General features: G+C 36.6%; 17 protein-coding genes and 3 pseudogenes. 7 read left to right on the top strand and 13 right to left on the bottom strand.

The annotated features are described in order from the left end of the window. Nucleotides 1-5 precede the first annotated feature (5 nt). Nucleotides 6-1,202, top strand: a complete 1,197-nt coding sequence (locus JEM45_RS08315) for a CynX/NimT family MFS transporter (protein ID WP_035856440.1) — start codon at nucleotides 6-8, stop codon at nucleotides 1,200-1,202. A gap of 47 nt (nucleotides 1,203-1,249) precedes the next feature. Here the strand turns inward: JEM45_RS08315 and JEM45_RS08310 are convergent, their stop codons facing one another. The 4 genes and pseudogenes from JEM45_RS08310 to JEM45_RS08295 all read right to left on the bottom strand — a co-directional run bounded on the left by JEM45_RS08310 (nucleotide 1,250) and on the right by JEM45_RS08295 (nucleotide 6,544). Beyond that, nucleotides 1,250-2,428, bottom strand: a complete 1,179-nt coding sequence (locus tag JEM45_RS08310; protein WP_198687980.1) for an Nramp family divalent metal transporter — start codon at nucleotides 2,426-2,428, stop codon at nucleotides 1,250-1,252. Between the two features lie 63 nt (nucleotides 2,429-2,491). After that, nucleotides 2,492-3,432: pseudogene (locus tag JEM45_RS08305) on the bottom strand (agmatinase family protein). Nucleotides 3,433-3,792: 360 nt separating this feature from the next. Next, a complete protein-coding gene (locus JEM45_RS08300) occupies nucleotides 3,793-5,955 on the bottom strand; it encodes a DEAD/DEAH box helicase (RefSeq protein WP_198687264.1) in 2,163 nt (720 codons plus the stop codon). A gap of 106 nt (nucleotides 5,956-6,061) precedes the next feature. Beyond that, a complete protein-coding gene (locus JEM45_RS08295) occupies nucleotides 6,062-6,544 on the bottom strand; it encodes a response regulator transcription factor (protein WP_235678853.1) in 483 nt (160 codons plus the stop codon). 208 nt (nucleotides 6,545-6,752) lie between these two features. Here JEM45_RS08295 and JEM45_RS08290 point away from each other — a divergent pair, with 208 nt between their 5' ends. The 6 genes and pseudogenes from JEM45_RS08290 (at nucleotide 6,753) to JEM45_RS08265 (ending at nucleotide 11,641) form a co-directional block, all read left to right on the top strand. Beyond that, entirely contained in the window at nucleotides 6,753-7,376 is a 624-nt protein-coding gene (locus JEM45_RS08290) for a DUF2848 family protein (RefSeq protein WP_051220529.1), read from the top strand. Nucleotides 7,377-7,381: 5 nt separating this feature from the next. After that, the gene (locus JEM45_RS08285; RefSeq protein ID WP_026867038.1) at nucleotides 7,382-8,179 is read left to right on the top strand and encodes a carbon-nitrogen family hydrolase; all 798 of its coding nucleotides are present in this window, start codon (nucleotides 7,382-7,384) and stop codon (nucleotides 8,177-8,179) included. Nucleotides 8,180-8,202: 23 nt separating this feature from the next. Next, nucleotides 8,203-9,189, top strand: a complete 987-nt coding sequence (locus JEM45_RS08280) for a TRAP transporter substrate-binding protein (protein WP_198687263.1) — start codon at nucleotides 8,203-8,205, stop codon at nucleotides 9,187-9,189. Between the two features lie 15 nt (nucleotides 9,190-9,204). Then, nucleotides 9,205-9,678: a TRAP transporter small permease gene (locus tag JEM45_RS08275; protein WP_051220528.1), complete on the top strand. Its 474-nt coding sequence runs from the start codon at nucleotides 9,205-9,207 to the stop codon at nucleotides 9,676-9,678. Beyond that, nucleotides 9,660-10,945 (top strand): annotated as a pseudogene (locus JEM45_RS08270) (TRAP transporter large permease). Before JEM45_RS08275 ends, JEM45_RS08270 begins: the two are co-directional and overlap by 19 nt. Before the next feature lie 24 nt (nucleotides 10,946-10,969). Beyond that, nucleotides 10,970-11,641, top strand: coding sequence for a GntR family transcriptional regulator (locus JEM45_RS08265; protein WP_051220527.1), 672 nt, complete (start codon nucleotides 10,970-10,972; stop codon nucleotides 11,639-11,641). A gap of 53 nt (nucleotides 11,642-11,694) precedes the next feature. Here JEM45_RS08265 and JEM45_RS08260 read toward each other — a convergent pair whose 3' ends face one another. The 9 genes and pseudogenes from JEM45_RS08260 to JEM45_RS08220 all read right to left on the bottom strand — a co-directional run bounded on the left by JEM45_RS08260 (nucleotide 11,695) and on the right by JEM45_RS08220 (nucleotide 21,661). Next, nucleotides 11,695-13,011 carry a purine-cytosine permease family protein gene (locus tag JEM45_RS08260; RefSeq protein ID WP_051220526.1) on the bottom strand — a complete coding sequence of 439 codons (1,317 nt, stop codon included), beginning with the start codon at nucleotides 13,009-13,011 and terminating at the stop codon, nucleotides 11,695-11,697. Between the two features lie 13 nt (nucleotides 13,012-13,024). Next, nucleotides 13,025-13,351 (bottom strand): cupin domain-containing protein, encoded by a 327-nt coding sequence (locus tag JEM45_RS08255; RefSeq protein ID WP_051220525.1) that lies wholly within the window; start codon nucleotides 13,349-13,351, stop codon nucleotides 13,025-13,027. Nucleotides 13,352-13,357: 6 nt separating this feature from the next. After that, on the bottom strand, nucleotides 13,358-15,037 hold the full coding sequence (locus tag JEM45_RS08250; RefSeq protein ID WP_198687262.1) for a hydantoinase B/oxoprolinase family protein: 1,680 nt from the start codon (nucleotides 15,035-15,037) through the stop codon (nucleotides 13,358-13,360). 1 nt (nucleotide 15,038) lies between these two features. Next, entirely contained in the window at nucleotides 15,039-17,075 is a 2,037-nt protein-coding gene (locus JEM45_RS08245; protein WP_026867034.1) for a hydantoinase/oxoprolinase family protein, read from the bottom strand. 18 nt (nucleotides 17,076-17,093) lie between these two features. Then, nucleotides 17,094-17,633: a helix-turn-helix domain-containing protein gene (locus tag JEM45_RS08240; RefSeq protein ID WP_026867033.1), complete on the bottom strand. Its 540-nt coding sequence runs from the start codon at nucleotides 17,631-17,633 to the stop codon at nucleotides 17,094-17,096. 223 nt (nucleotides 17,634-17,856) lie between these two features. Continuing rightward, a pseudogene (locus tag JEM45_RS08235) lies at nucleotides 17,857-19,740 on the bottom strand (endonuclease MutS2). A gap of 316 nt (nucleotides 19,741-20,056) precedes the next feature. Further along, nucleotides 20,057-20,383, bottom strand: a complete 327-nt coding sequence (locus JEM45_RS08230; protein ID WP_026867028.1) for a branched-chain amino acid transporter permease — start codon at nucleotides 20,381-20,383, stop codon at nucleotides 20,057-20,059. Beyond that, nucleotides 20,383-21,090 (bottom strand): AzlC family ABC transporter permease, encoded by a 708-nt coding sequence (locus JEM45_RS08225; protein ID WP_198687261.1) that lies wholly within the window; start codon nucleotides 21,088-21,090, stop codon nucleotides 20,383-20,385. Before JEM45_RS08225 ends, JEM45_RS08230 begins: the two co-directional genes overlap by 1 nt. A 16-nt stretch (nucleotides 21,091-21,106) precedes the next feature. Further along, on the bottom strand, nucleotides 21,107-21,661 hold the full coding sequence (locus tag JEM45_RS08220; RefSeq protein WP_026867027.1) for a helix-turn-helix domain-containing protein: 555 nt from the start codon (nucleotides 21,659-21,661) through the stop codon (nucleotides 21,107-21,109). Between the last annotated feature and the right edge of the window lie 106 nt (nucleotides 21,662-21,767).

Here is a 21,767-nt window from a genome sequence, read left to right as displayed (position 1 = left end):
AATCTTTGAACAATGAATTGGACCAAAATAATAACAAAAATTTATATATTTTCCTAATAATTGGGGTGATCTTGGTCGCAGCAAACTTGCGTGCACCACTGACATCTGCAGGTGCCTTAGTATCATTCATTAGGGATGACTTTGGCATCAGTAATGCTTTAGCAGGAAGCATTACAACCTTACCGCTTATTGCCTTCGCTTTACTATCTCCATTCGCACCAAAAATTGCGAGACGAATTGGCATGGAAACAACGATTGCACTATCTTTGGTCCTCCTGATTTTAGGAATGTTTATTCGTTCAGCAAGTGGTATTGGACTTCTGTTTACTGGTACATTAATGATTGGCTTAGCCATTGCGGTTGGTAATGTTTTAATGCCAGGTATCGTTAAGATGAATTTTCCGCATAAAATTGGCCTGATGACAGGCTTATATGCAATTGTAATGAATGTCTTTGGCGCCCTTGGATCTGGTTTGAGTATACCGATTGCGACCTCAGGAAATTTCAACTGGCGTAGTGCACTCTTAATCTGGGTGTCTTTATCAATCTTGGCACTGTTAGTTTGGCTCGTACAATTAAAAAATCGAAGCAAACCAAGGGGCAATATTAAAAACCAGCAGTTAGGGGGACTATTTAAGTCTCCACTCGCTTGGAAAATCACCATATTCATGGGTGCCCAGTCCTTAATTTTCTATACATTAATTACTTGGTTGCCAACGATTCTTACTGCCAATGGGTATGATATACATTTAGCCGGTTGGGGTGTATTCGCCTTCCAACTTGCCAGCATTCCTTTTACATTCATTATTCCTGTGGTTGCCGATAAGATGAAAGATCAAGTACTCATCGCTGCTCTGAGCGGGTTAATCATTCTAATAGGAATTGGAGGATTATTACTCGGTCACTCAGAACTATCGCTACTTTGGGTCATTTTACTTGGTGTCGGTAACGGTAGCGCATTTTCATTATCTATGATGTTCTACACACTAAGAACAAGAGATGGCTATCAAGCGGCTGAACTATCAGGTATGGCACAATCCTTGGGCTATTTATTAGCAGCCCTTGGACCCGTTTTAGTTGGTGGCTTACAAGATATTTCAGGATCTTGGTTCCTACCACTAAGTTTAATGCTCATTGTCTCACTCGTTATGGTACTTACCGGTATCGCTTCTGGTAAAAATAGAAATGTTACCGAGTCTTAAAAAATGAAATACACGAACATCTCGTTATAAAGATGTTCGTGTATTTTTTATGCTAGAAATGAGATTACAGCATCAATTACACTGTAAATACCTAAAAACGATACAACAACGACAACTAGGAAGCCTATCACATTTAAAATAGGTCCATTCTTATATTGTCCCATCAATCCTTTTTTATTTATAATGACAAAAATTAGTATTGCAATTAACGGTAAGATGACACCATTTAAAGCCTGTGCTAATAGGATGACTTCTAACGGTTCAAAACCAATTGCAGATGTGACAACACCAATAAGTATTACTGTTCCAAACACGATTTTATACTTGGTGTTTTTCATGCCACCTTCCCACTTGAAGAAAGAACTGACTGTTGCGGCTGCCCCCATAGGAGAAGCCAGAGCAGATGAAAATCCTGCAGCAAACAAACCAACACTGATAAATATCGGTGCCCAAGTTTCACCTAACACTGGTACAAGTGGCCCTGCTAAGGCGATGACACTGTCAATTTCTTGACCAACAATTAATGCACCTGCAGAGATGAGGATAGCAGCAGATATAATCCCACCAATAGTAATAGAAATAATCGTATCCCAGCGTGCAAGCTTCAAGTCTTGCATACCGTTAAAACGTTCATGTACCGTCGTTGCATGAAGGAAGAAGTTGTAAGGCACAACTGTTGTTCCGATCAGAGCAATGACCATAATAATAGAGCCAATAGGAATTGAAGGCATGAACATACCTTGGAATACCTCTCCCCAATTGGGTTGAACCATGAACATCGTCGTGATAAAAGTACCACCCATGATGACCATCAGTCCTATAATAATTTTTTCAACTAGCTTATAACTACCCTGGATGCCAATCAGAAATATTATAATCCCAACAATCGGTGCGAGTATGTTAGTTGGAATGTTGAGCAAGTGACCTAAACCGAGTGATGTCCCTAGAAGATCACCACTCATGTACGCTGCACATCCGACTGCAACAGCAATCATAGAAATCCATACTGTTATAAACTTACCTATTTTATGATTGAACAAATCGTAAATCGCTTCACCTAATCCTCGACGCGTCACAAGTGCTAGTCTGATAATCATCTCTTGAAGGACGATCGTCGCAATAACAGAGAATAAGACAGCCCATAAGAGACTATAACCGAAACCTGCACCCGCACGGGTCATGGCAGTCACAGTTCCAGGTCCAATAAATGAAGCAGTAATAATCATTCCTGGTCCGAGTGCCTTAACAATATCTAAAATCTTGTTAATAATCACCAACCCCTTTAAGGTTTATATCTTGCCTAAATACTTAACATGACCCGCTAAAACGTAAAGTACTGCATATGAGACAAAGTGAGCAGATTGTTGGTTTTGATCCATCATTGGATAGACTTCCACATAATCCATGCCGACTAAACCGAGTTTACCGAATTCATGAATTAAAGTGAGTAATTCGTAAGACGTTAAACCATTACCATCAACTGGCCCACCAGGATTGTATGCGAAGTCCAGGACATCACTACAAATAGACAAGTAAACCACATCAACGTCTTTTGCAGCTTGCTCGTAAATCTCTTTAGCTAAAGTTCTTAGATCATTAGATTCTTTAATTTCATTAATGCCAATAGTTACAGCACCATTTTCCTTAGCATACTTCCCAGTCTCAGGCTTATTACGTGGCCCATGAATCCCCGTGTGAATAATCGATTCATTTCTCACACCTTCTGTTTCATATAACCTCATAAAAGGTGTGTTTCTTGCATATTTCTCACCTTCATAATCAGGCATGTTGTCATAATGTGCATCCAAGTGAATGATTCCAACAGTCTTCCTACTATCTGCCAGTGCTTTTAAAATTGGATACGTTACACCATGCTCACCACCAAAACCAACAAGAAACTTGCCCGTTTTCCATAGCTCAGCAGAAAAATCTTCAATGTTCTGATAAGATTGTTCATTATCATGCGCAACAAATGGCACATCACCCGCATCACCAAAAGTTAAATGTTCCTTCACATCAATATGATCTAACTCAGGTAAGTAACCACTATAACGCGCAGAAGACGAACGAATTTGTTTGGGACCGAGCTCCACACCAGTGTAGTCCCCCACGTACTCTCTCCTTCGAATGGTGCACCATAAAAAATAACGTCTGTATCATATTCACCTTTTTGCACTAAATTCTCTGCCCCTAAAAAACATGGAATATTACCGTAAATATTATCTTTCACTTCAATAACCCCTTTATTTTTATAATAGTTCGATAATTCAATTTATATCATACTTCTATGTTTTTACAAGATAAATTTCTAGCTAATGGTGGAAGGTGGATTGTCTATTCGTTGCTGAATTATTCAGGACGAATAAACTTTTTAGCTTGTTTTTCTATTGGAGTCTAGATTTTTGCCCTCTAATAGAATTTCTCGCCCGTTTTGTCTATTCGACATCCGATTTTTGCTCTTGAGTAGAAATCCTCTCCACATCACTACATTTATATGCGTAGTCGTTGTTCCATTAATCTGGCCATTTTACTAATACACAAAGCGCGATGATCAAACAAATTTGATTGTCGCGCTTCTTTATGTTTATACTTATCCTGCCTGTTTTTCTGCCAATCGTTTTTTCTCCATTTCCATGACTTGTTTGGTCATAGATGCTTCTGACTCTTCTTCTGATTTCAGCAATGCTTCAGCATTCATCTGTCTTTGTGCAATATCTGCAACTTCTGAGTCTCTGGCATACATATCAAATAACTTAGATTTTTCACCAAGTAATTCCAACATGCTAACGTCAATGCTATCTTCAGTCAACAGTCGATAAACGACAACACCCCGTGTTTGCCCCATTCTGTAAGCACGACCAATAGCCTGTTCTTCTGTAGAAGGCTTCCACTGTGGTTCACATAAAATAATAATATTGGCTGCTTGTATATTTAAACCTACCCCACCTGCGATAATCTGAGCGGTCATGACTGCACCAGCTTCTGCACTTGTAAATTCATCGATAATTTTTTGCCTCTCATCATTTGGAACATCACCGGTGATTGCAGGAAATTTTGCTTCTGTCACATGTTCTTGAACTGTCTCGATGACATCTCTAAAGAATGAGAAGACAAGAACCTTATGTCCATTTTCTTTTGCTGAATCACAAATATCAACGAGGGCATCAAGTTTAGGTGATGCTTCAGGTGTCCCACCTTTCCATGCTGCCCGTCTCATCGCCATCATCTGACCTTCAGACACTGCTTGATCGTATATCTCTTCTTCTTTTTCACCAAAGTTAGACCATTGTTCAATGATTTCAAGGTCTGGTAATTCTCCTAGTACATCTGCTCGATTTCTTCTTAGGTATACTGGGGAAATCTCTATTTTAAACTTCTGTGGATCTAAAAGATGAAGTTCTTTTGATATTTTATTAGCAATATCCGGCTGCAATACACCTAATAATTGTTTCATCTCAGCAAGTTTATTTTCTAAAGGTGTTCCGCTCATATAGAGAACATGGCTGGCGAGTTCTGATAAGGCATAGATACTTTTAGAACGTTTGGCCTCAGGATTCTTAACGAAGTGAGCCTCATCAACAACGAGCATATTCAACTCTTTAATGAGACTTTTATCGAAATTACGGGTATGTTCGAAGGTGGTAATCAAAATACCTTTCTTATCTAACCACTCTTGAAATACTTTTTCTCTACCATTGCCATGGTAAATAAAAGCATTGAGCTTAGTGAATTTTTCAGTCTCACGTTTCCAGTTGGCGACGACGCTAAGCGGACAAACAACAATCGTATAAGGCTGATTATTCAAGTTTAGATGATTAATAACAGCAAGTGCCTGGACAGTTTTACCAAGGCCCATCTCATCACCGAGTAGAATCCGCTTATTATATAAAGCATACTTGGCACCAAATTCCTGATAGTTCCTTAGTGTCAGATCTAGTCCATCAACATTTAGTTCCACATTATTGACTGCTTCAACTAATTCTGAAGGAATATCATCTGCCTGCTTTTGATTCGTATAGCCAGTAATATTTTCAATCGCTGTGTAATACTGAATACTATTGTCGATAAAATCTTGTTTTAACGTATCATCAGTCACTTCAAATTCCTTGATTGCAGAATAAGCTGATTTTATATCAGTAAATTTTTGTTCTACCCCTTTTTGATTTACCGCTTCAATTGCAGCATTAACTTCCTCCTTCTCCTGAGCATTTTGAAATAGTTTCATAAAGATATTTTTCTGTTTTTCTATCACAGAGAAGTCTTGTTTAAATTCTTGTTCAAATGCTTCAATCTGATTTTCTACTTTCTCAGCATCAACAACTAGTTTCCTTTTTAGGTAAATTGTACGAAGTAAGTCGAAATCTAATCGTTCAAGCTTATCTGGATCAATACGCCCTTTGGCACGAATATGCACCGACTGCTTTACCTTTTCAACCGCTTCTTTTAAAAGATATGCAGATTTCTCACCTACCCCTTTAATTTGGAGAAACTGCTCTGGGGTATAGTTTGAAATTACATATATATTCTTAAAGCCTGCATTTTCTAACTGACTAAGTGGCATCCCTTTTTCAAAATCTTTAATACTATCAATTGGCATCTTTTCTAATTGATGTTTGGCAGCACGTTCTTTTACATATTGCCAAAGCTCAATAATTTTTGGGTCATAGGCAGGCTCATCATAATTATGTAAATCTGTTTTTATATCTTCTAAGTCTTTTTGAATCTTTTTTATATCCTTCTTACTGCTAACCACAACTTCACCCTCTTTTATCAGACTGTTTATACTATTACCCTAAAATTGATAAAAAATATATAAAAATAGAGATTCGAACCTTGTTATTCGAATCTCTACTGCTAAACTAATTAATTTTCTTAAATTTGTACCCCACGCCCCATACTGTTAGAATCCATTCTGGTTCAGCGGGATCACGCTCTATCTTTTCACGTAACTTTCTAATATGGACTGTCACTGTCGTATTGTCGCCTACAGCATCTAGTCCCCAAATTTTTTCAAACAATTCTTCCTTGGTAAACACCCGGTTAGGGTTTAGCGTTAAAAATAGAAGTAAATCAAATTCTTTAGCAGTTAGGTTAACTGAATGATTCCCGACCTCCACAGTACGACCCTCAATATCGATGATCGTTTGGCCGAATACTATGAACTTCTTAGCATCATCACCTTTCAGTCTGTTGTAACGTTCAATATGCGCCCTCACCCTAGCAACGAGCTCATTAGGGTTAAACGGTTTTACGATGTAATCAATCGCTCCATGACTAGAGCCTGTTAATTTTTCTAAGTCATCACCTTTAGCCGTTACCATAATAATCGGTACATCAGACACTTCATTAATCTGCAATGAGAGATATTTTGTATTAATTATGTAATTCTTAAATATTTCTTAAGTATAATTTTATAATTTCTACTTATCTTTATTTATATTTCTATAATTTTTACATATATAAGTATCAGAAATTTCTGCATGTAAGCCTTTACAAAATATTTTACTTTTATATAATGTATACATAATACATTAAAGGGGATGTTTTTAAATGGTTAAGCTTTTTGCAATTGGTTATGCAGGCAGAGACAAAGATAAAACGTGGGAACATATTGAAGAATTAAAAGAGATTGGCGTTCCAGAGCCAGCGAGTGTGCCGGAACTCTATGCATTAAGCCCTTCTCTTATCGATCAATCAGATGAAATATCAGTGGTTGGTAACAAAACAAGTGGCGAAGCTGAAATAGTTTTAATCTTTGATGAAGATGGTGACGTAAAAGTTACAGTAGGTAGTGATCATACAGATCGTGACTTAGAAACCGTATCAATTCAGAAATCCAAACAAATATGCGATAAGCCTCTAGCTAACGAAACAATTGATTTAAATGATATTAAAGATGAATGGGACGACATTAAATTATTTTGTGATGTCCTAGTTGACGGTGAATGGAAAAAATACCAGGAAGGTACATTCGCTTCTATAATTCCATTAGATGAAATCTTAGAATTTCTAGATCAACATGACGTTCCTAAAAAAGATTCTATTGTTTACTCAGGTACTGTTCCTTTACTAAATGGTTTTATATATGGTGACGGTTACCGTTGCAGTATTCACTCAGAAAAATTAAACAAAACAATTAGCGTTGAGTATAAATTAGAGAAATTAAAGGAGTAACTGATATGAAAATCAAAGTTTTTCAATTTGCAGTCAAAGACGGTAATGTTCAAGAGAATCTCGATAAAGTAGCTTCACTATTCCACTCTAAAGACTTATCAAATACCGATGTCGTTGTACTACCAGAAATGTGGACATCAGGCTATGATTTACCAAACATTCATGATTATGCCGATAATAATTTGGAGCCGACTTTTAGTATTCTATCTGAACTTGCAAAGCAATATGAGGTGAACATTGTTGCAGGATCTGTACCAAATATTAAAAATGGCAATGGTGTTTATAACACTGCCTTCGTCGTAAATACACAAGGTGAACTGGTTCACGAATATTCCAAAATGCATCTAGTGCCAATGCTTAATGAGCCAGAATATCTGAAGGCAGGTAATGAATCTGTTGAGACATTTAAATTAAACGGCGAGAATGCAGGTCTAGCAATTTGCTATGATCTCCGCTTCCCTGAATTGTTCCGTGACCTTACCATGTCTGGAGCTAAAGTCATATTTGTGGTTGCGGAATGGCCAATAGAAAGAACTGATCACTGGCTTACACTGCTAAAAGCAAGAGCCATTGAGAGTCAGTGTTACTTAGTGGGTTCAAATATTATAGGAACTCAAAGTAATCAAACAACTTTTGCTGGTCATTCAATTATCATCAATCCCTTTGGGGAGGTACTTAACGAAGCTTCTAGTGATACAGAAAATGTCATTTCCGCAGAACTTGATTTAAATTACATCGATAAAATCCGCAAGGATATTCCGATTTTTGATAGTCGTCGTAAGGACCTTTACAAAAATCTATAGCCACAATAAAGGGGGATGGAACTATGAAGAAACTCTTTCTTGTCTTGCTTTTAACAATTTTTATATCTGCTTGTAGTAACGAGACAGCTGATGAAAACTCTGGTGAAAAAGTGATTAAACTAGCACACACAGGCTCTGAAACTCACCAATACCATGTAGCAGCTGAAAAGTTTAAAGAAGTTTTAGAAGCTGATGAATCCACCGATATATCCGTGGAAATACACTCAAACGGAACTTTAGGGTCTGAAGGAGATGTCATTGAACAAGTAATAAACGGATCAATTGAAATGACTACAGTGGCGGCGGATAGTAACCTAGCCAACACTGTCCCAGAAATGAATTTATTTGGAATTCCTTTTCTCTTTGAAGATAAAGAGCATGTCTACAAAGCCTTAGATGGTGACCCCGGCAAAGAGATGTTGGAATATGTGGATCAAAAAGGAATGAAAGGTCTTGGCTATTGGGAGGTTGGGTTCAGACATTTAAGTAATAACACTAAGGAAATAGTAACACCTGAAGATGCAGAAAATCTAAGCATTAGAATCCAACCTGCATCAGTTTGGGCAATGTATTTTACAGCAATTGGTGCAAATCCTATTCCTGTTGATTTTAATGAATTATACTCTGCACTAGATCAAGGAGTAGTCGATGGACAGGAAAATCCACTCCCTACAGTAAATTCCATGAAATTTTATGAAGTTCAGCAATATATCTCGCTCACATCACATACCTACACACCTGCCGTCATCTTGATGAGTGATGAGTTTTATTCTTCCTTATCTAAAGAGGAAGTTACTGCAGTAGATAAGGCAATAAAAGAAGCAAGAGATTACCAACGTGAAGAACTGAGTAATCAAGAAGATGAGATTCTTACTATGTTAGATGAAGAAGGCATTACCATTACCGAACCAGATAGAAAAGCATTTGAGGAAGCGACGCTTTCTGTTCGAGATGAAATCTCTGACAAAGTTTCAAAAGATATCATACAAAGTTTCATAGAAGCAAAATAATAAGGATGTGATTAAATGTTTGAGAAAATCGATGATTCAATCACAAAATTCTTAGAATTCATCATGATCTTATGCTTATCACTGACAGTAATCGTAACCTTCTTACAAGTGTTATTTCGTTACTTCATTCAAATTAGCATACCATGGTCTCAAGAATTTTTGATGATTTGTTTTGTCTATAGTGTATTCTCTGGAGCCGCTGTACTTGTAAGTAAAAATGAACATCTTGTAGTAGATTTATTTGAAAAATTACCTAAAAAATACGATGTGCTCTTCAGAGTAATAGAATGTCTGGTCGCTCTGTTTGTACTCTCAATCCTTGTCATATATGGCAGTATTCTAGTCAATCAAAATCTAGTTTCAGGACAAACACTCGGTTTACTTCCCATACAAAGAGCGTACTTGTACATGGCTGTCCCATTATCATCACTGTTTATGATTTATTTCTATGTAAGGAGGCTATATAAAGTATGCTTTGGATATTCCTAATCATTTTACTTTTTGTTCTCATCATCTTGCGTGTTCCTATCGCATTTGCAATGGCGTTTATTTCACTACTAGGAATTATGGGAAGTGATATATCTTTACTCGCAAATGTTCCAAGAAATATATTTAGCGGTACGAATAGCTTTACGCTAGTCGCTATCCCTCTGTTTGTACTAGCAGGTGAAATCATGGCTAAAGGGGGTATTTCCGAACGTCTCGTTAACTTCTCTAAAATAATAGTAGGTCCAATTCCTGGGGATTGGCTTTAGTTGTAATCATCAGTAGTATATTCTTTGCCGCCTTAACGGGTACTGCATTAGCTGCCGCTGCCGCAATTGGAGGAATGTTAATTCCAACCATGTTAAGAGAAGGTTACGACAAAGGATTTACAACTTCTTTAATAGCTTGCGCCTCAACAATTGGACCTATAGTGCCACCTAGTATTGTACTAATACTTTACGGAGTAATTGCAGGAGTTTCAATCAGTGATCTATTTATTGCTGGATTTATTCCCGGAATTCTTATGGCACTCGGTTTGATGGTCTATAGTATTTATGTTGGTAAGAAAAATAATTACGTCATTAAACAGGAAGAGAAAATCACTGTAGGTGTTTTTCTCAAGTATTTTAAAGATGCAATCCTCGCTTTAATGATGCCAGTCATTATCATAGGAGGAATTATTTCCGGACTATTTACAGCAACTGAATCAGGTGTAATTGCTGTTGTTTATGCCCTCATAATCTGTATATTTGTCTATAGAGAAATAACATTTAAAGACATAGTAGCTGTTTTAAAAAGTACAGCTTACACTTCGACAGGTATAATTTTCTTAATTGGTTCTGCAGCTATTTTTATCTGGTATATTAATTATGAAAATATCCCAAATCAATTGATGAATCTGCTTGGATTCGCTGCTGAGAATCCAATTTTACTATTGCTTATTATCAATATTATTCTACTATTAGCAGGAACATTTATAGATACAATCAGTGCCGTAACAATCTTTACACCACTGTTTGCACCAATGATTGTTGCAGCGGGAATTGACCCGGTACACTTTGGCATAATACTTGCAGTAAACCTAACAATTGGTATGGTCACTCCACCATTAGGTGTTTGCTTATTCGTAGTATCTTCAATTGCAAAACAGAAGATACCTGTAATGTTCAAGCACCTATTCCCGCAAGTTGGAATTTTAATTCTTGTACTACTTGCAGTCACTTATTTACCGAGCATCATTATGGCTCCAGTTAAATTCTTGAACGGTTAGATTATCTCAGAAGGAATGATATGTATGAATGATTTCAAAATTAAAGGCATCAAACACAAAACACTGAAAGATACGATTTACACAACCTTAAAAGACATTATTCTAAACGATGGATTTCCTTCTGATGATTATATAAATGAACAGAGCCTTGCCACACAGCTCGATGTATCCAGAACACCCTTAAGAGAGGCAATGTATGATTTAATAAATGAGGATTTAATTGAATTTCGACCAAGGAAAGGCTATCGCTTAAAACAACATACTCAAGAAGAAGTAAAACAGATTTTCCTCTTAAGAGCGACGATTGAAAAAGGTATCAAAGATCCTTTGTTTGATAATGTCGAGGACACAGACATTCAAAAATTGAAGAATATCATTGAGAAACAAAATAGAGCGATGGAAGAAAAAAATAGTTATCACTTTATGCAACTCGATAAAGAATTCCATCGAACAATGTTCATGATTGCCAAATACAATATCTTCTTAAAATCGTATGATGTGTTTCATAACCTCACCATACTTATTGGATCCAAAGCAATTACCAAACAAGGTCGTATGAAAGATGTTATTCAGGAACACATCGAGATTGTTGAAACAATAGAATCTAAAAACAAAGCTGATTTTGGTGAAAGAATAGATAAGCACTTGTCCATGACTTTAGAAGCACTAGACTCCGTAGATTATTTGTCAGAGTAATGAATGAAGAGCCGCCTTTCAAATGAAAGTCGGCTCTTCATTATTAGAAGTTATTATTTTTTCCTCCACTTACCTGGTGTAAATTCATCAGGTTTTATTTTAGCTTTTAAGAACATAAGTAAATAATATGAAATTAACGCGCCAAACAATGATTGGACTGCGGGTAAACCGATAGGATTCATATATTGAGTATAATATCCAATTGCTATACCAATAATTACTGCTACTGTGGCAACGTAGTTCCATTTTTTAATATTCTTCCATTCTCTTGATCTTAAAAAGAAGAAGTCTGCAAAAAGAATCCCGGCAATAGCTGGGTACACTAGTGCAGTAAGGTATAAGAAATCTTCAAAGTAATCTAATATCCCCATCAAAGCTACCGCTAGTGCGATTATGGTACCTAGTAATGTTAGGAACATTCTCCCTTTATTACTATTCACGTTGAGTAAATTCGAGAAGGCAAGACCCATACTATAATTGTTTACTAATTGAGAAGTCCAAGTCGCCAACCATAAAATCAAGAATCCCCATATAGGAAAACCTAAATTTAACATAACACTTACAATATCTGCATCACCGACACCAACAGACATGACTGCACCAACCATAAATAAAGGTACACCTACTCCAATAATTCCTAATGGAATTAAGAGGTTATCTTTCCATGTTGGCTTAGCGTATCTAGTGTAGTCTGCAGCAATCACCCACTGAGACACGTTAACACCTATTACTAAGCTAATTGCAGCTAAAATTGTCATTTCTCCACTAGGATTCCATTCCAATATTTCTGAGAAACCTGTATTTCTTAAAGCAAAATATATACCGCCAATCACAAGAATTAAGCCAGCAGGCACTGCTAAGTAATCTGTCCACTTCATTGAGTTATAGCCAATTATAGATGGTATGGCAAACAATAATCCTGAAACCACAGTAATCACTGCCCACTTGCCCCATTCTTCCTCATAATTTATTCCTAGCATAGCTGCAAGTGCATTTGCTGTTACTGCTGTTTGTAACGCCCACCAACCAAGTGAAGCTATAAAAATAGTTCCACCAGCTATAAGTCTGGCTTGAATATCTCCAAAACTATTTTTTGCTATTACTGAAGAGGGACGTCCTGTTTTTGCACCAATATATCCACTCAAAGCGTTACCAAACCATTGAATAAGTACCATTGCTGCCATGACAATCCAAAATATTTCGCTAATTCCGAAAGCACCTGCAAGTGTTGCACCAACCATTAAGACTGGAACTGTAAACTCCAAACCACCAAAGATTACAGCTGGTGTTAACCATTTTTCTCGACGATTTAAAGGTACACTTTCGAGCGGATTATCATTCCCCATCCCACTTGCTTCTTTATTAGACATCGCGTCACCCCTTTTAAATTAATAAACTTACAATTTTACAAATTTCATTTTGTCGATTGTATGTCCGGTGCTGGGTCCCCTTTTTAATATAGGTGTAGTCACCTGCACGAACGGTATACAATTTACCATCCACCTCTGAGTCTAATTCTCCTTCAAGAATGATTGAGAATTCGTCGTGTTCATGTACCGACCATCCGTCCTCAGGCAAGATTGAATTTCCGGAGATTTCGACATAGTTAAAAGTTCCATCTATATTCTTTTCCTTCAATACATCCTCAAATAGGCCATGCATATAAAGTACATCAGTCTGTTTATTTTCAGGTAAATTTCTTATCTCCATTTAAGATCACCCTTTATATCCATAAAATTCATAAGCTTGCTCAACAGTAATATATTCATTTAATATATCTCTTTCAATATCTTCCTTACTTCTTTCTTTAGGATCACCATAACCACCACCAGTAGCAGTTCTCAATATGACTTTATCGCCTTTATTTAACTTATATTGATTATATTTACCAAATGGTCCTTCAATTGTTCCATCAGCTTTTTCGAATAAGAATTCATTATTGGAGCCGTCCATGCCGCCATTCGTACCCCAAACATTTAATTTGTGATGACCATAGCTCGCCGTGAAGAATTGATTGTCAGTTAGAGCTCTATAACTTCTTATCACACCAGGACCACCTCGATGCTTTCCTGCACCTGCACCATCAGTTCTCATTGAATATTCATCAATAATTACACCGTAAGTCGTCTCAGCTATTTCTACAGGTACATTAAATGTTTCTCCATCTAAGATACAGAATTGTCCTGTATCTCCATCTTGATTATCTGCTGCTCCCCATCCACCTACAGATGGTTCAACGATAAGAAAATCTCCTTCTTTATCTGGATGCTTACCTCCCATTATGACTGTACAAACTGACATCAAGTGTCCTGCGGTTAGTTTTTCTGGCAAGTATGGGGCTAAGACTTTCCAAATCAATTCATTCCCGTACAACATTGACTCCCAGTACATTGAGGTAGGTGCAGGACTAGATGTATTAACAATTGAACCTTTTTCTGCAATGACTTTCAGTGGTCTAAAAGCACCATCATTTATGTCTTGTGCTGGATTGGTAATAGCCAAGAATATAGTCCTAACAGAAGATACTAATCCTGTATATGAACTGTTTATAGGTCCATTCACTTGTGGATCCGTTCCGGTGAAATCACATATAAATTCATCATCAGTAATCGTAATCTTTATTTGTATATTAATTTGGTCATCAGTAATACCATCATCGTCAATCAAATCACTAAGTTCGAAAGTACCTTTCGGCAAATTATTAATTTCTTTTAGAGATAAAGTCTCGCCCTGATCTAAAAATCTCTCAACACTTTCTAAAATAACTTCTTTATCGTACTTATCACATAATTCTTTAAGCCTTTTTTCACCTGTTCGTAAGGCTGCTACTTGCGCCCATAAATCACCAATAGATATCTTAGGATATCTTACGTTTGCTTCAATGAACTTGAGTAAAGGTTCGTTAACTTCATTTTTCGAAAATAGTTTTAAGCATGTAAACTGGAGTCCTTCTTGAAATATTTCTGTTGAGTTTGTAGACATCGATCCTGGATCTTTACCACCAACGTCAGTCCAGTGCGCCTTATTCGCAACAAATGAAATTAATTCACCTTCATAAAATACCGGCATTACTAAACCTACATCATTTAAATGCGATCCCCCTCCTTTATATGGGTCATTAATGATATAGATATCACCTTCTTCTATTGAATCACCGTGTTTCTCGATCGTATCTTTAACCATAAACGACAACATTCCAATAAATCCTGTTACACCATTTCCTTGAGTAACTAGTTCTCCCTTATTGTTAGTTAAACCACATGCATAATCCAACACTTCATAGACAATTGGACTCATTGAAGTTTTAGCTAGTGCTATGAACATTTCTTCGCCAGTCGCTATTAGTGCATCTTTTATAACTTCATAAGTAAACGGGTTTGTTTGATATGATTTCATATTAATTACCTCCTATAGTAATTACGAGGTTGCCATATTTGTCTTTTATCAATGTATCGCCATCATGTAAAATTACAGAAGATGACTTCTCTTCTATAATTGCCGGGCCATTCACCTTTTCGCCCGGGCTTAGTTTGTCTTTATCAAAAACAGATAGGTCAATCCAGCCACTCTCTTCAAAGTAAACTTTTCTTTCTGCTTTAAGAGGTTCCCCTTCTTCTACTTCAGCTTCAACTAATGTCGGTTTATCTAACTTACCTAAAGCTTGAATTTTGATATTTACAATTTCAACTCCGTTTTCCGGTAAAGTGTATGAGTATAATCGATTATGATTTTCGTGGAAATTCTCAATAACATCCTCGATATTTTGTTCATTAATCAAATCAAATGGTACGGGAATTTCAACAGTGTGTTCTTGCCCTTCGTATCTCATATCTAACCTTTTGGTTATCACAATATTTTCCGGTTGAACTCCTTCTGTGCCCAGTGTATCAGCAGCATTGTTAACCATTTCTCTATATGAACTATTTAATCCTGTATAGTCTAAACCTTCTACAGGCACAAGTAATGTTTGAGAATAATCATGACGAATATCGGACATTAGCATTCCCCATGATGCAAAAACAGCTGATGTCGATGGTATGATAACTTTCTTGATTCCTAACTCTCTTGCTAATGCTTGTGAATGCATTGGTCCTCCACCACCAATTGCAACAAGTGTGAAATCTCTAGGGTCATAACCTTTTCTTACAGAGATTAATTTTAATGCGTTTAACATATTGGAGTTTGCAATTTTTATGATACCCATTGCTAAATCAACTGGCTTTATGTTTAGTTCGTTCCCCAGAGACTCATCAAATTGCTTACGTATTTCATCCAATGAAATACTTGTGTCAAAATTCTCTAGAGATAGTCTGCCAAGCAACACGTTAGCATCTGTAGTAGTAGGATTCTCACCATTCCTTCCATATGCTATTGGTCCTGGATCAGCACCAGCAGACTTAGGACCTACTTTTACTGAACCACTGTCATCTATCCAAGCAATGGATCCTCCACCGTTACCAATTTCAATAATATCGACTACCGGTACTTTCAAAGGATACCCAGCAAATTGTTCCGTTTTCTCCATATGATAGTTAGTAGAAATATTCACTTCCCCATTTTCAACAAGTGAACATTTCGCTGTAGTGCCACCTATATCGAGCACAATGAGATTCTCCTCTCGAAGTAGACCTCCCAAAATGGATGCCCCAAAAATACCTGCAACAGGTCCAGATTCCACCATGTTAATCGGACTTTCTTTAGCAATTTCAAATGTACTTGTACCACCATTTGATTGCATAATATAATTCCGTTTACAATTGCTTTTTTCCATAAGATGCTTTTCCAAATTAGTTAGATATTCGTTTGCAATTGGTTTTACATATGCGTTAAAAACTGCTGTTGAAGTACGCTCGTACTCTCTCCACTCTTTACTTAATTCGCTAGATGCAGTCACACTAAACTCGGGATATTTTTCTTTTATGTAACTAACTACTTCTTTTTCATGTTTATCATTTTTATAACTGTGGAGCAATGACACTGCAATCGCTTCTACTTCACATTCTTTAAAGTATTCAATGATGTCATCAACTTCATTTAGTTTTAACTCAGATATTACTTCACCTTTATAATTTAATCTTTCAGATATTTCTTTTCTCAAATGTCTTTCTACAATAGATTGTGGCTTTTTATATTTCACATTGAATAAATCCGGTCTGTTCCCACGACCAATTTCCAATACATCTCTAAATCCTTTAGTAGTAATTAATCCGGTCTTTACACCTTTCTTTTCTGTTAAAGAGTTAATGACTACTGTTGTACCATGAAAAAATATCTCTATTTCTTTAAAATCAATACCTGCCTTTTCAATAACATTGAATATACCTTTCTCAAAATTACCTGGTGTTGTGTCGGATTTTCCGACTGTAATTTTCCCGTAATCATCAACTGCTACTAAATCTGTAAAAGTACCACCAATATCTGTAGCTACTCTCATAATATCTCCCCTTTTAAATTAAAATAGTGTAGGTGTTATCACGCATAGTATTTTTGCAACTTTATCTCCATTATTTTCGTAATGATGTGGTATATTAGACGGAAAATGTATCACATCATTTTTTTCTAACTCGTATTTTTTGTTGTTCACATATACTGTAAGATTTCCTTCAATCAAGTAATACATTTCCTCTCCCACATGTCGAACAGTCTCATTACTACTTCCTGACGGTATTTCTATCAAATAGTTTTCCAATGCTCTATTCTCAAAATCACTAGACATCCTATACATAGTCTGTTCTGAGTATTCAACACTAAGGGGTACAGAATCTTTATACGAAATCTTATAATCCTCTGTCATCAGTGGTGTAAAAAAATATGTGATATTAACGTCTAAGGCTTCAGCAATTCTATTTAGTGAAGTAATAGCTGGAGAACTCTCTCCCCTTTCAACTTGTGATAAAAAGCTGACTGATAGATCAGTTTTGTTGCTCAACTCCTTTAAAGTTAGCCGCCTTTCTAAACGTAATGTTTTTATCGAAGTCGGTATCGTCTTCATTAGTTAGCCTCCAAAATTCCAGTATTACTGTAATTCCCAAATATCTTATCATACTATTCAGATAATTAATAGCGAAAATATAGAATTGTCTGATAAATTATTGAGTGGTCAATTAATTGCTAACAAAAAACTGAGATATGAAAGGATTCATAACTCAGTTAAAAATTTAAATTTTTCGACTGTCTAAAATAGTTTGAACTAGTAACGAGCATAACATGCTGTTTTAATTATTCATTTCTTTCTTAATCTTCTTCAAAGCTTTCTTAGAGCCTCGCTCTATATCGTGATTCATCTTCCTATTTTTATAATCAGTGAATAAGGTATCCAAGTCATAGTCATTTGGATAAATTTCTTGTGCGTTCATTTCAATTTCAGGCGTTTTTGATTCACTACAAGCATCTCGCCTTTATAATACACTTGCACATTTGAGAATTTATCTTCTGTGGCATACACAATCCCATAGTCGTCATAGTCCAAAAGTCTCACCCGGTCGCCTTTGTCATAGATTGTAGTATCTACTGTGACTATTTCTTCTTTCTTCTCTTTACGCACCTTATTTTGATCTAAAATTTCTATACCATAGTCCTTATCGACTATATAATTCTCTGCCCGCTTCAGCACGTTTTCCGGCACTTTCATCTACCGAGAAATACACAGGGCGTTGCTGTCTCCTGACTTTCCAATCTGCAGTTTAAACAGTGGTTCCAGTGTTTCTTGATTAAACTGCATCGCTGCATTCATAAAATCTCCATGCATTTCTAAGTAGCGCTTAATTTCACCATAATGCGTTGTTGCGACAGTCATCGCACCTTTATGATAAAACTCTTCCAACAGTGAAATCGCTAAGGCTGCGCATTCATTCGGTTCTGTCCCACTACCGATTTCATCGAATAATAACAGCGTATTATTATTCACTTGCGGTAAAATATTCGAAAGGTTTTTCATATGTGATGAAAAAGTACTCAGGGCATTTTCTTTGCTTTTATTATCACCAATATCAACAAATATTTGGTCAAAAATCGCAATCTCAGTCTCTTTAGACGCTGAAATATGAAAACCCGACATCGTCGCTAGGGAACGAGACCAATTGTTTTAAGTACGATCGTTTTCCCACCTACGTTTGGACCGGTAATCACCAAACTCCGGTAGTCATCCCCAATCTCAAAATCTAGTGGCACAATATCACCTGACAATAAAGGGTGCTTACAACTGACCAACTTTATCTTGCCATGGTCATTGATTTTTGGCTCTAGCCCATCAATCGCCTTACAAAATCTCGCACGTACACTGATTATGTCGTACTGGGCAATCAACTCAATATTGATGTTGATGACCTGCATATTTTCATTAATCAAGCCTGTCAGTGTCGTGAGAATTTGATACTCTAACATGGCCTCTTCTGCCCTTAAACCGTCCAGTTCTTCACTTAGCTTTCTCACCACATCCGGTTCAACAAAGCCGTTGTTCCCTTCGAAGATAACTCCACAATTGTCCCGTTCACCTGATTCTTATAAGTCGCCTTAATTGGCACAGTAAAACGATCATTCTTCACACTAATAAATGCTTCCTACACATAATTCTTGTTGCTGCTTATAAACTTATTTAACTTATCCTTAATTTTCCCTTCTGTTGTGTCGATAAAAACCTGTACTCTTTTAAGTTCCTTGTATGCATGAGAGTCGACCTTATTGTTTTTAATGGACCCACTGATTTCTTCCTCGAGAGACCTCAGTTCTGTCATCGAATTCACATAAGACGATAGGGTTGGGACAATAAATTCTTTGGTCGACATAAACTCAATAATTCTTCTGCACCCTCTTAAAAAGTCGGTCAAATAGATGAGTTCTTCAGGCGTTAAAATTATGCCCTTTTCTATTTTTTCAATCAGAAAGTCAATATTAGACACATTCATAAAAGACATCTTTGTTCCAGTATCTAAGATATTTCTTGCTTCAGTCGTTTCCTTTAGTCGGTGTCTTACCACTTTTAAATTAGCGCTCGGAGCTTGTTTATCGAATAAGTCTTTTCCTAGGCTGGTGACACAGTAGGATTTCACTAGTGTTTTTAGGTCGTTATATTCTAGTTTTTCATAAGTCATTTCATTCATAATATTTCTCCTCAATGTAAGTTAAAAATAAAAAGCTACGGTTTCCACCGTAGCATTAAAAACAAGCATGAATATACCCATAGAAATTCTTTCTTAGAATAACCAATGAATTCAAGTGCCTGTGAGTAAAGTCGGTAGGAATATTTACACTAGGAAAATAGAGCGCATCAAATAAAGGGTGCAAAATCCGTACTATTTCTTCGCGCTTTTAAATTCCTAGTTCGTTCCTACGACACTCACAACATGTACTTCGTAATTTTATTTTCACTTATTGAAGTCGACTTTAGTACACGGGAAACGAACGCCCATGTAAATGTTAGAACACCGCTTGGACTAATATCATATAGAATATGGTCCCGCCTGCAATGGAAAGCAACATGTTTTCCTTCCAGTAATGCAGGATAATAATTAGACCAATCGCTAAGGCTTCAGGCACAAAACCACCCATTGACGTGACATCTACCTCTCTCAGTGCATAGACGACGAGTAACCCAAAAACTGCAGGCGGTAACATGTAGCCGAGATATTTTATATAGGCTGGTGTTTCTTTATCATTGTTAAATATAAGAAAAGGTAGGAATCTCGTCGTCATCGTACCTAAAACTACACAAGCAATGATGATAATTTCTTGGCTCAAAGACATTACGAGATCACCTCTCTTCTAGACATCATTTTTCTGATTGATGTTAAGGCAATGATGATAATAATCATAGCCGGTAGGATAAAGTTCTCACTACCAAAAACAATTAAGCTGAGTACCGATGCACCCACTCCAATGATGGAACTAATATGATATCTTTCCTTTTTCCATTGATCTAAGAAAATCACAGCAAAGAGTGCTGTCATCACAAACTCTATACCTTCTGTGTTAAAGGGGATTGCAGTCCCAAAAAGGCTACCTAATGTTGTGCCACCTACCCAATAAATCTGATTAAACAAGGTCACATAGAACATAAACCAACCCGTGTTGATGTGAGTCGGTACTTTAGCGGTGGAGTTAATTACAAATGATTCATCACACATGCCATATATTAAATAGAATTTCTTTTTTCCTACACCTTTAAATTTATCCAGCATGGCAATACCGTAAAAAAGATGTCTCGCATTAATCATTAAAGTGAGAAGAAAAGCGCTGACGGGGTTAAATGCACCCAGTAGCATACTACCTGCAACAAATTCCATAGAACCTGCAAATATAAAAATACTCATCAATATCGCGTAAGCAGGGCCGAACCCGAGAGATTCCATATAGATTCCGTAAGCAAGTCCTATAAATGTAAAACCTGCCATAATAGGAATTGTTTTTGGGAAGACATATTTGATTGTTTTTATATGTTCATCAAATGTCATAATTAAACCTTCTTCTTTAATTTTTGTAGTACATAATCATCGTTAGTTTCACTAAATCATCAGTCGGATTAATATATGTATGCTTCTGACTGCCATCGAAGATGATCGCTTCACCTTCTTTTAAATCAGTCACTGTCCCATTCACATCCATTTGAAAACTACCTTGGTTAACAAAGATATGCTCTTCCACACCTGCAGTATGAGCCTCTGCGTGATGACGGCACCCTCGATCAATTTCTACTATATACAATTCAAATAGTTTCTCGGGTGAGAACGGTACGATATTATGAACCCTATAGGCTCCATCTTCTTCTGTAACAGTATGTACATCATCTTGACGAATGACTTTAATAGAATGTTGTTGCTGAGTAATCAGAGATGAGAACGAGACCTTTAAGCCCTTAGCTATTTTCCATAATGTAGTGACTGTAGGAGTAGACTCCCCTCTCTCAATTTGAGCGAGCATCGCCTTACTCACCTCAGTAAGCGCAGCTGTCTTATCTAGACTTAATCCACGTTCCTTACGTATACTTTGTAAGTTGTCTCCGATTAATGCTATATTTTCTTTCATCAACCATTCACCTCCACATCAATTTAAGTTACTATAACATATTTTTGTACGCTATAACATACAGAAAATTTAGAACTGCATGATTTTTAGTGTGATGAAGATAGGA

The organism is Jeotgalicoccus sp. ATCC 8456, assembly GCF_016313225.1.
Taxonomy (GTDB): domain Bacteria; phylum Bacillota; class Bacilli; order Staphylococcales; family Salinicoccaceae; genus Jeotgalicoccus; species Jeotgalicoccus marinus.
Note: the sequence above shows the minus strand (reverse complement) of the source record. Positions and strands in the feature narration are given on the sequence as shown.

Excerpts from the sequence above, each read along its gene's own strand:
- JEM45_RS08285 (WP_026867038.1), top strand. The coding sequence starts at position 7,382 with ATGAAAATCAAAGTTTTTCAATTTGCAGTCAAAGACGGTAATGTTCAA.
- JEM45_RS08255 (WP_051220525.1), bottom strand. The coding sequence starts at position 13,351 with ATGGAGATAAGAAATTTACCTGAAAATAAACAGACTGATGTACTTTAT.
- JEM45_RS08225 (WP_198687261.1), bottom strand. The coding sequence starts at position 21,090 with ATGACATTTGATGAACATATAAAAACAATCAAATATGTCTTCCCAAAA.
- JEM45_RS08265 (WP_051220527.1), top strand. The coding sequence starts at position 10,970 with ATGAATGATTTCAAAATTAAAGGCATCAAACACAAAACACTGAAAGAT.
- JEM45_RS08310 (WP_198687980.1), bottom strand. The coding sequence starts at position 2,428 with ATGATTATTACTGCTTCATTTATTGGACCTGGAACTGTGACTGCCATG.
- JEM45_RS08220 (WP_026867027.1), bottom strand. The coding sequence starts at position 21,661 with ATGAAAGAAAATATAGCATTAATCGGAGACAACTTACAAAGTATACGT.
- JEM45_RS08250 (WP_198687262.1), bottom strand. The coding sequence starts at position 15,037 with ATGAAATCATATCAAACAAACCCGTTTACTTATGAAGTTATAAAAGAT.
- JEM45_RS08290 (WP_051220529.1), top strand. The coding sequence starts at position 6,753 with ATGGTTAAGCTTTTTGCAATTGGTTATGCAGGCAGAGACAAAGATAAA.
- JEM45_RS08260 (WP_051220526.1), bottom strand. The coding sequence starts at position 13,011 with ATGTCTAATAAAGAAGCAAGTGGGATGGGGAATGATAATCCGCTCGAA.
- JEM45_RS08240 (WP_026867033.1), bottom strand. The coding sequence starts at position 17,633 with ATGAAGACGATACCGACTTCGATAAAAACATTACGTTTAGAAAGGCGG.
- JEM45_RS08280 (WP_198687263.1), top strand. The coding sequence starts at position 8,203 with ATGAAGAAACTCTTTCTTGTCTTGCTTTTAACAATTTTTATATCTGCT.
- JEM45_RS08245 (WP_026867034.1), bottom strand. The coding sequence starts at position 17,075 with ATGAGAGTAGCTACAGATATTGGTGGTACTTTTACAGATTTAGTAGCA.
- JEM45_RS08275 (WP_051220528.1), top strand. The coding sequence starts at position 9,205 with ATGTTTGAGAAAATCGATGATTCAATCACAAAATTCTTAGAATTCATC.
- JEM45_RS08230 (WP_026867028.1), bottom strand. The coding sequence starts at position 20,383 with ATGTCTTTGAGCCAAGAAATTATCATCATTGCTTGTGTAGTTTTAGGT.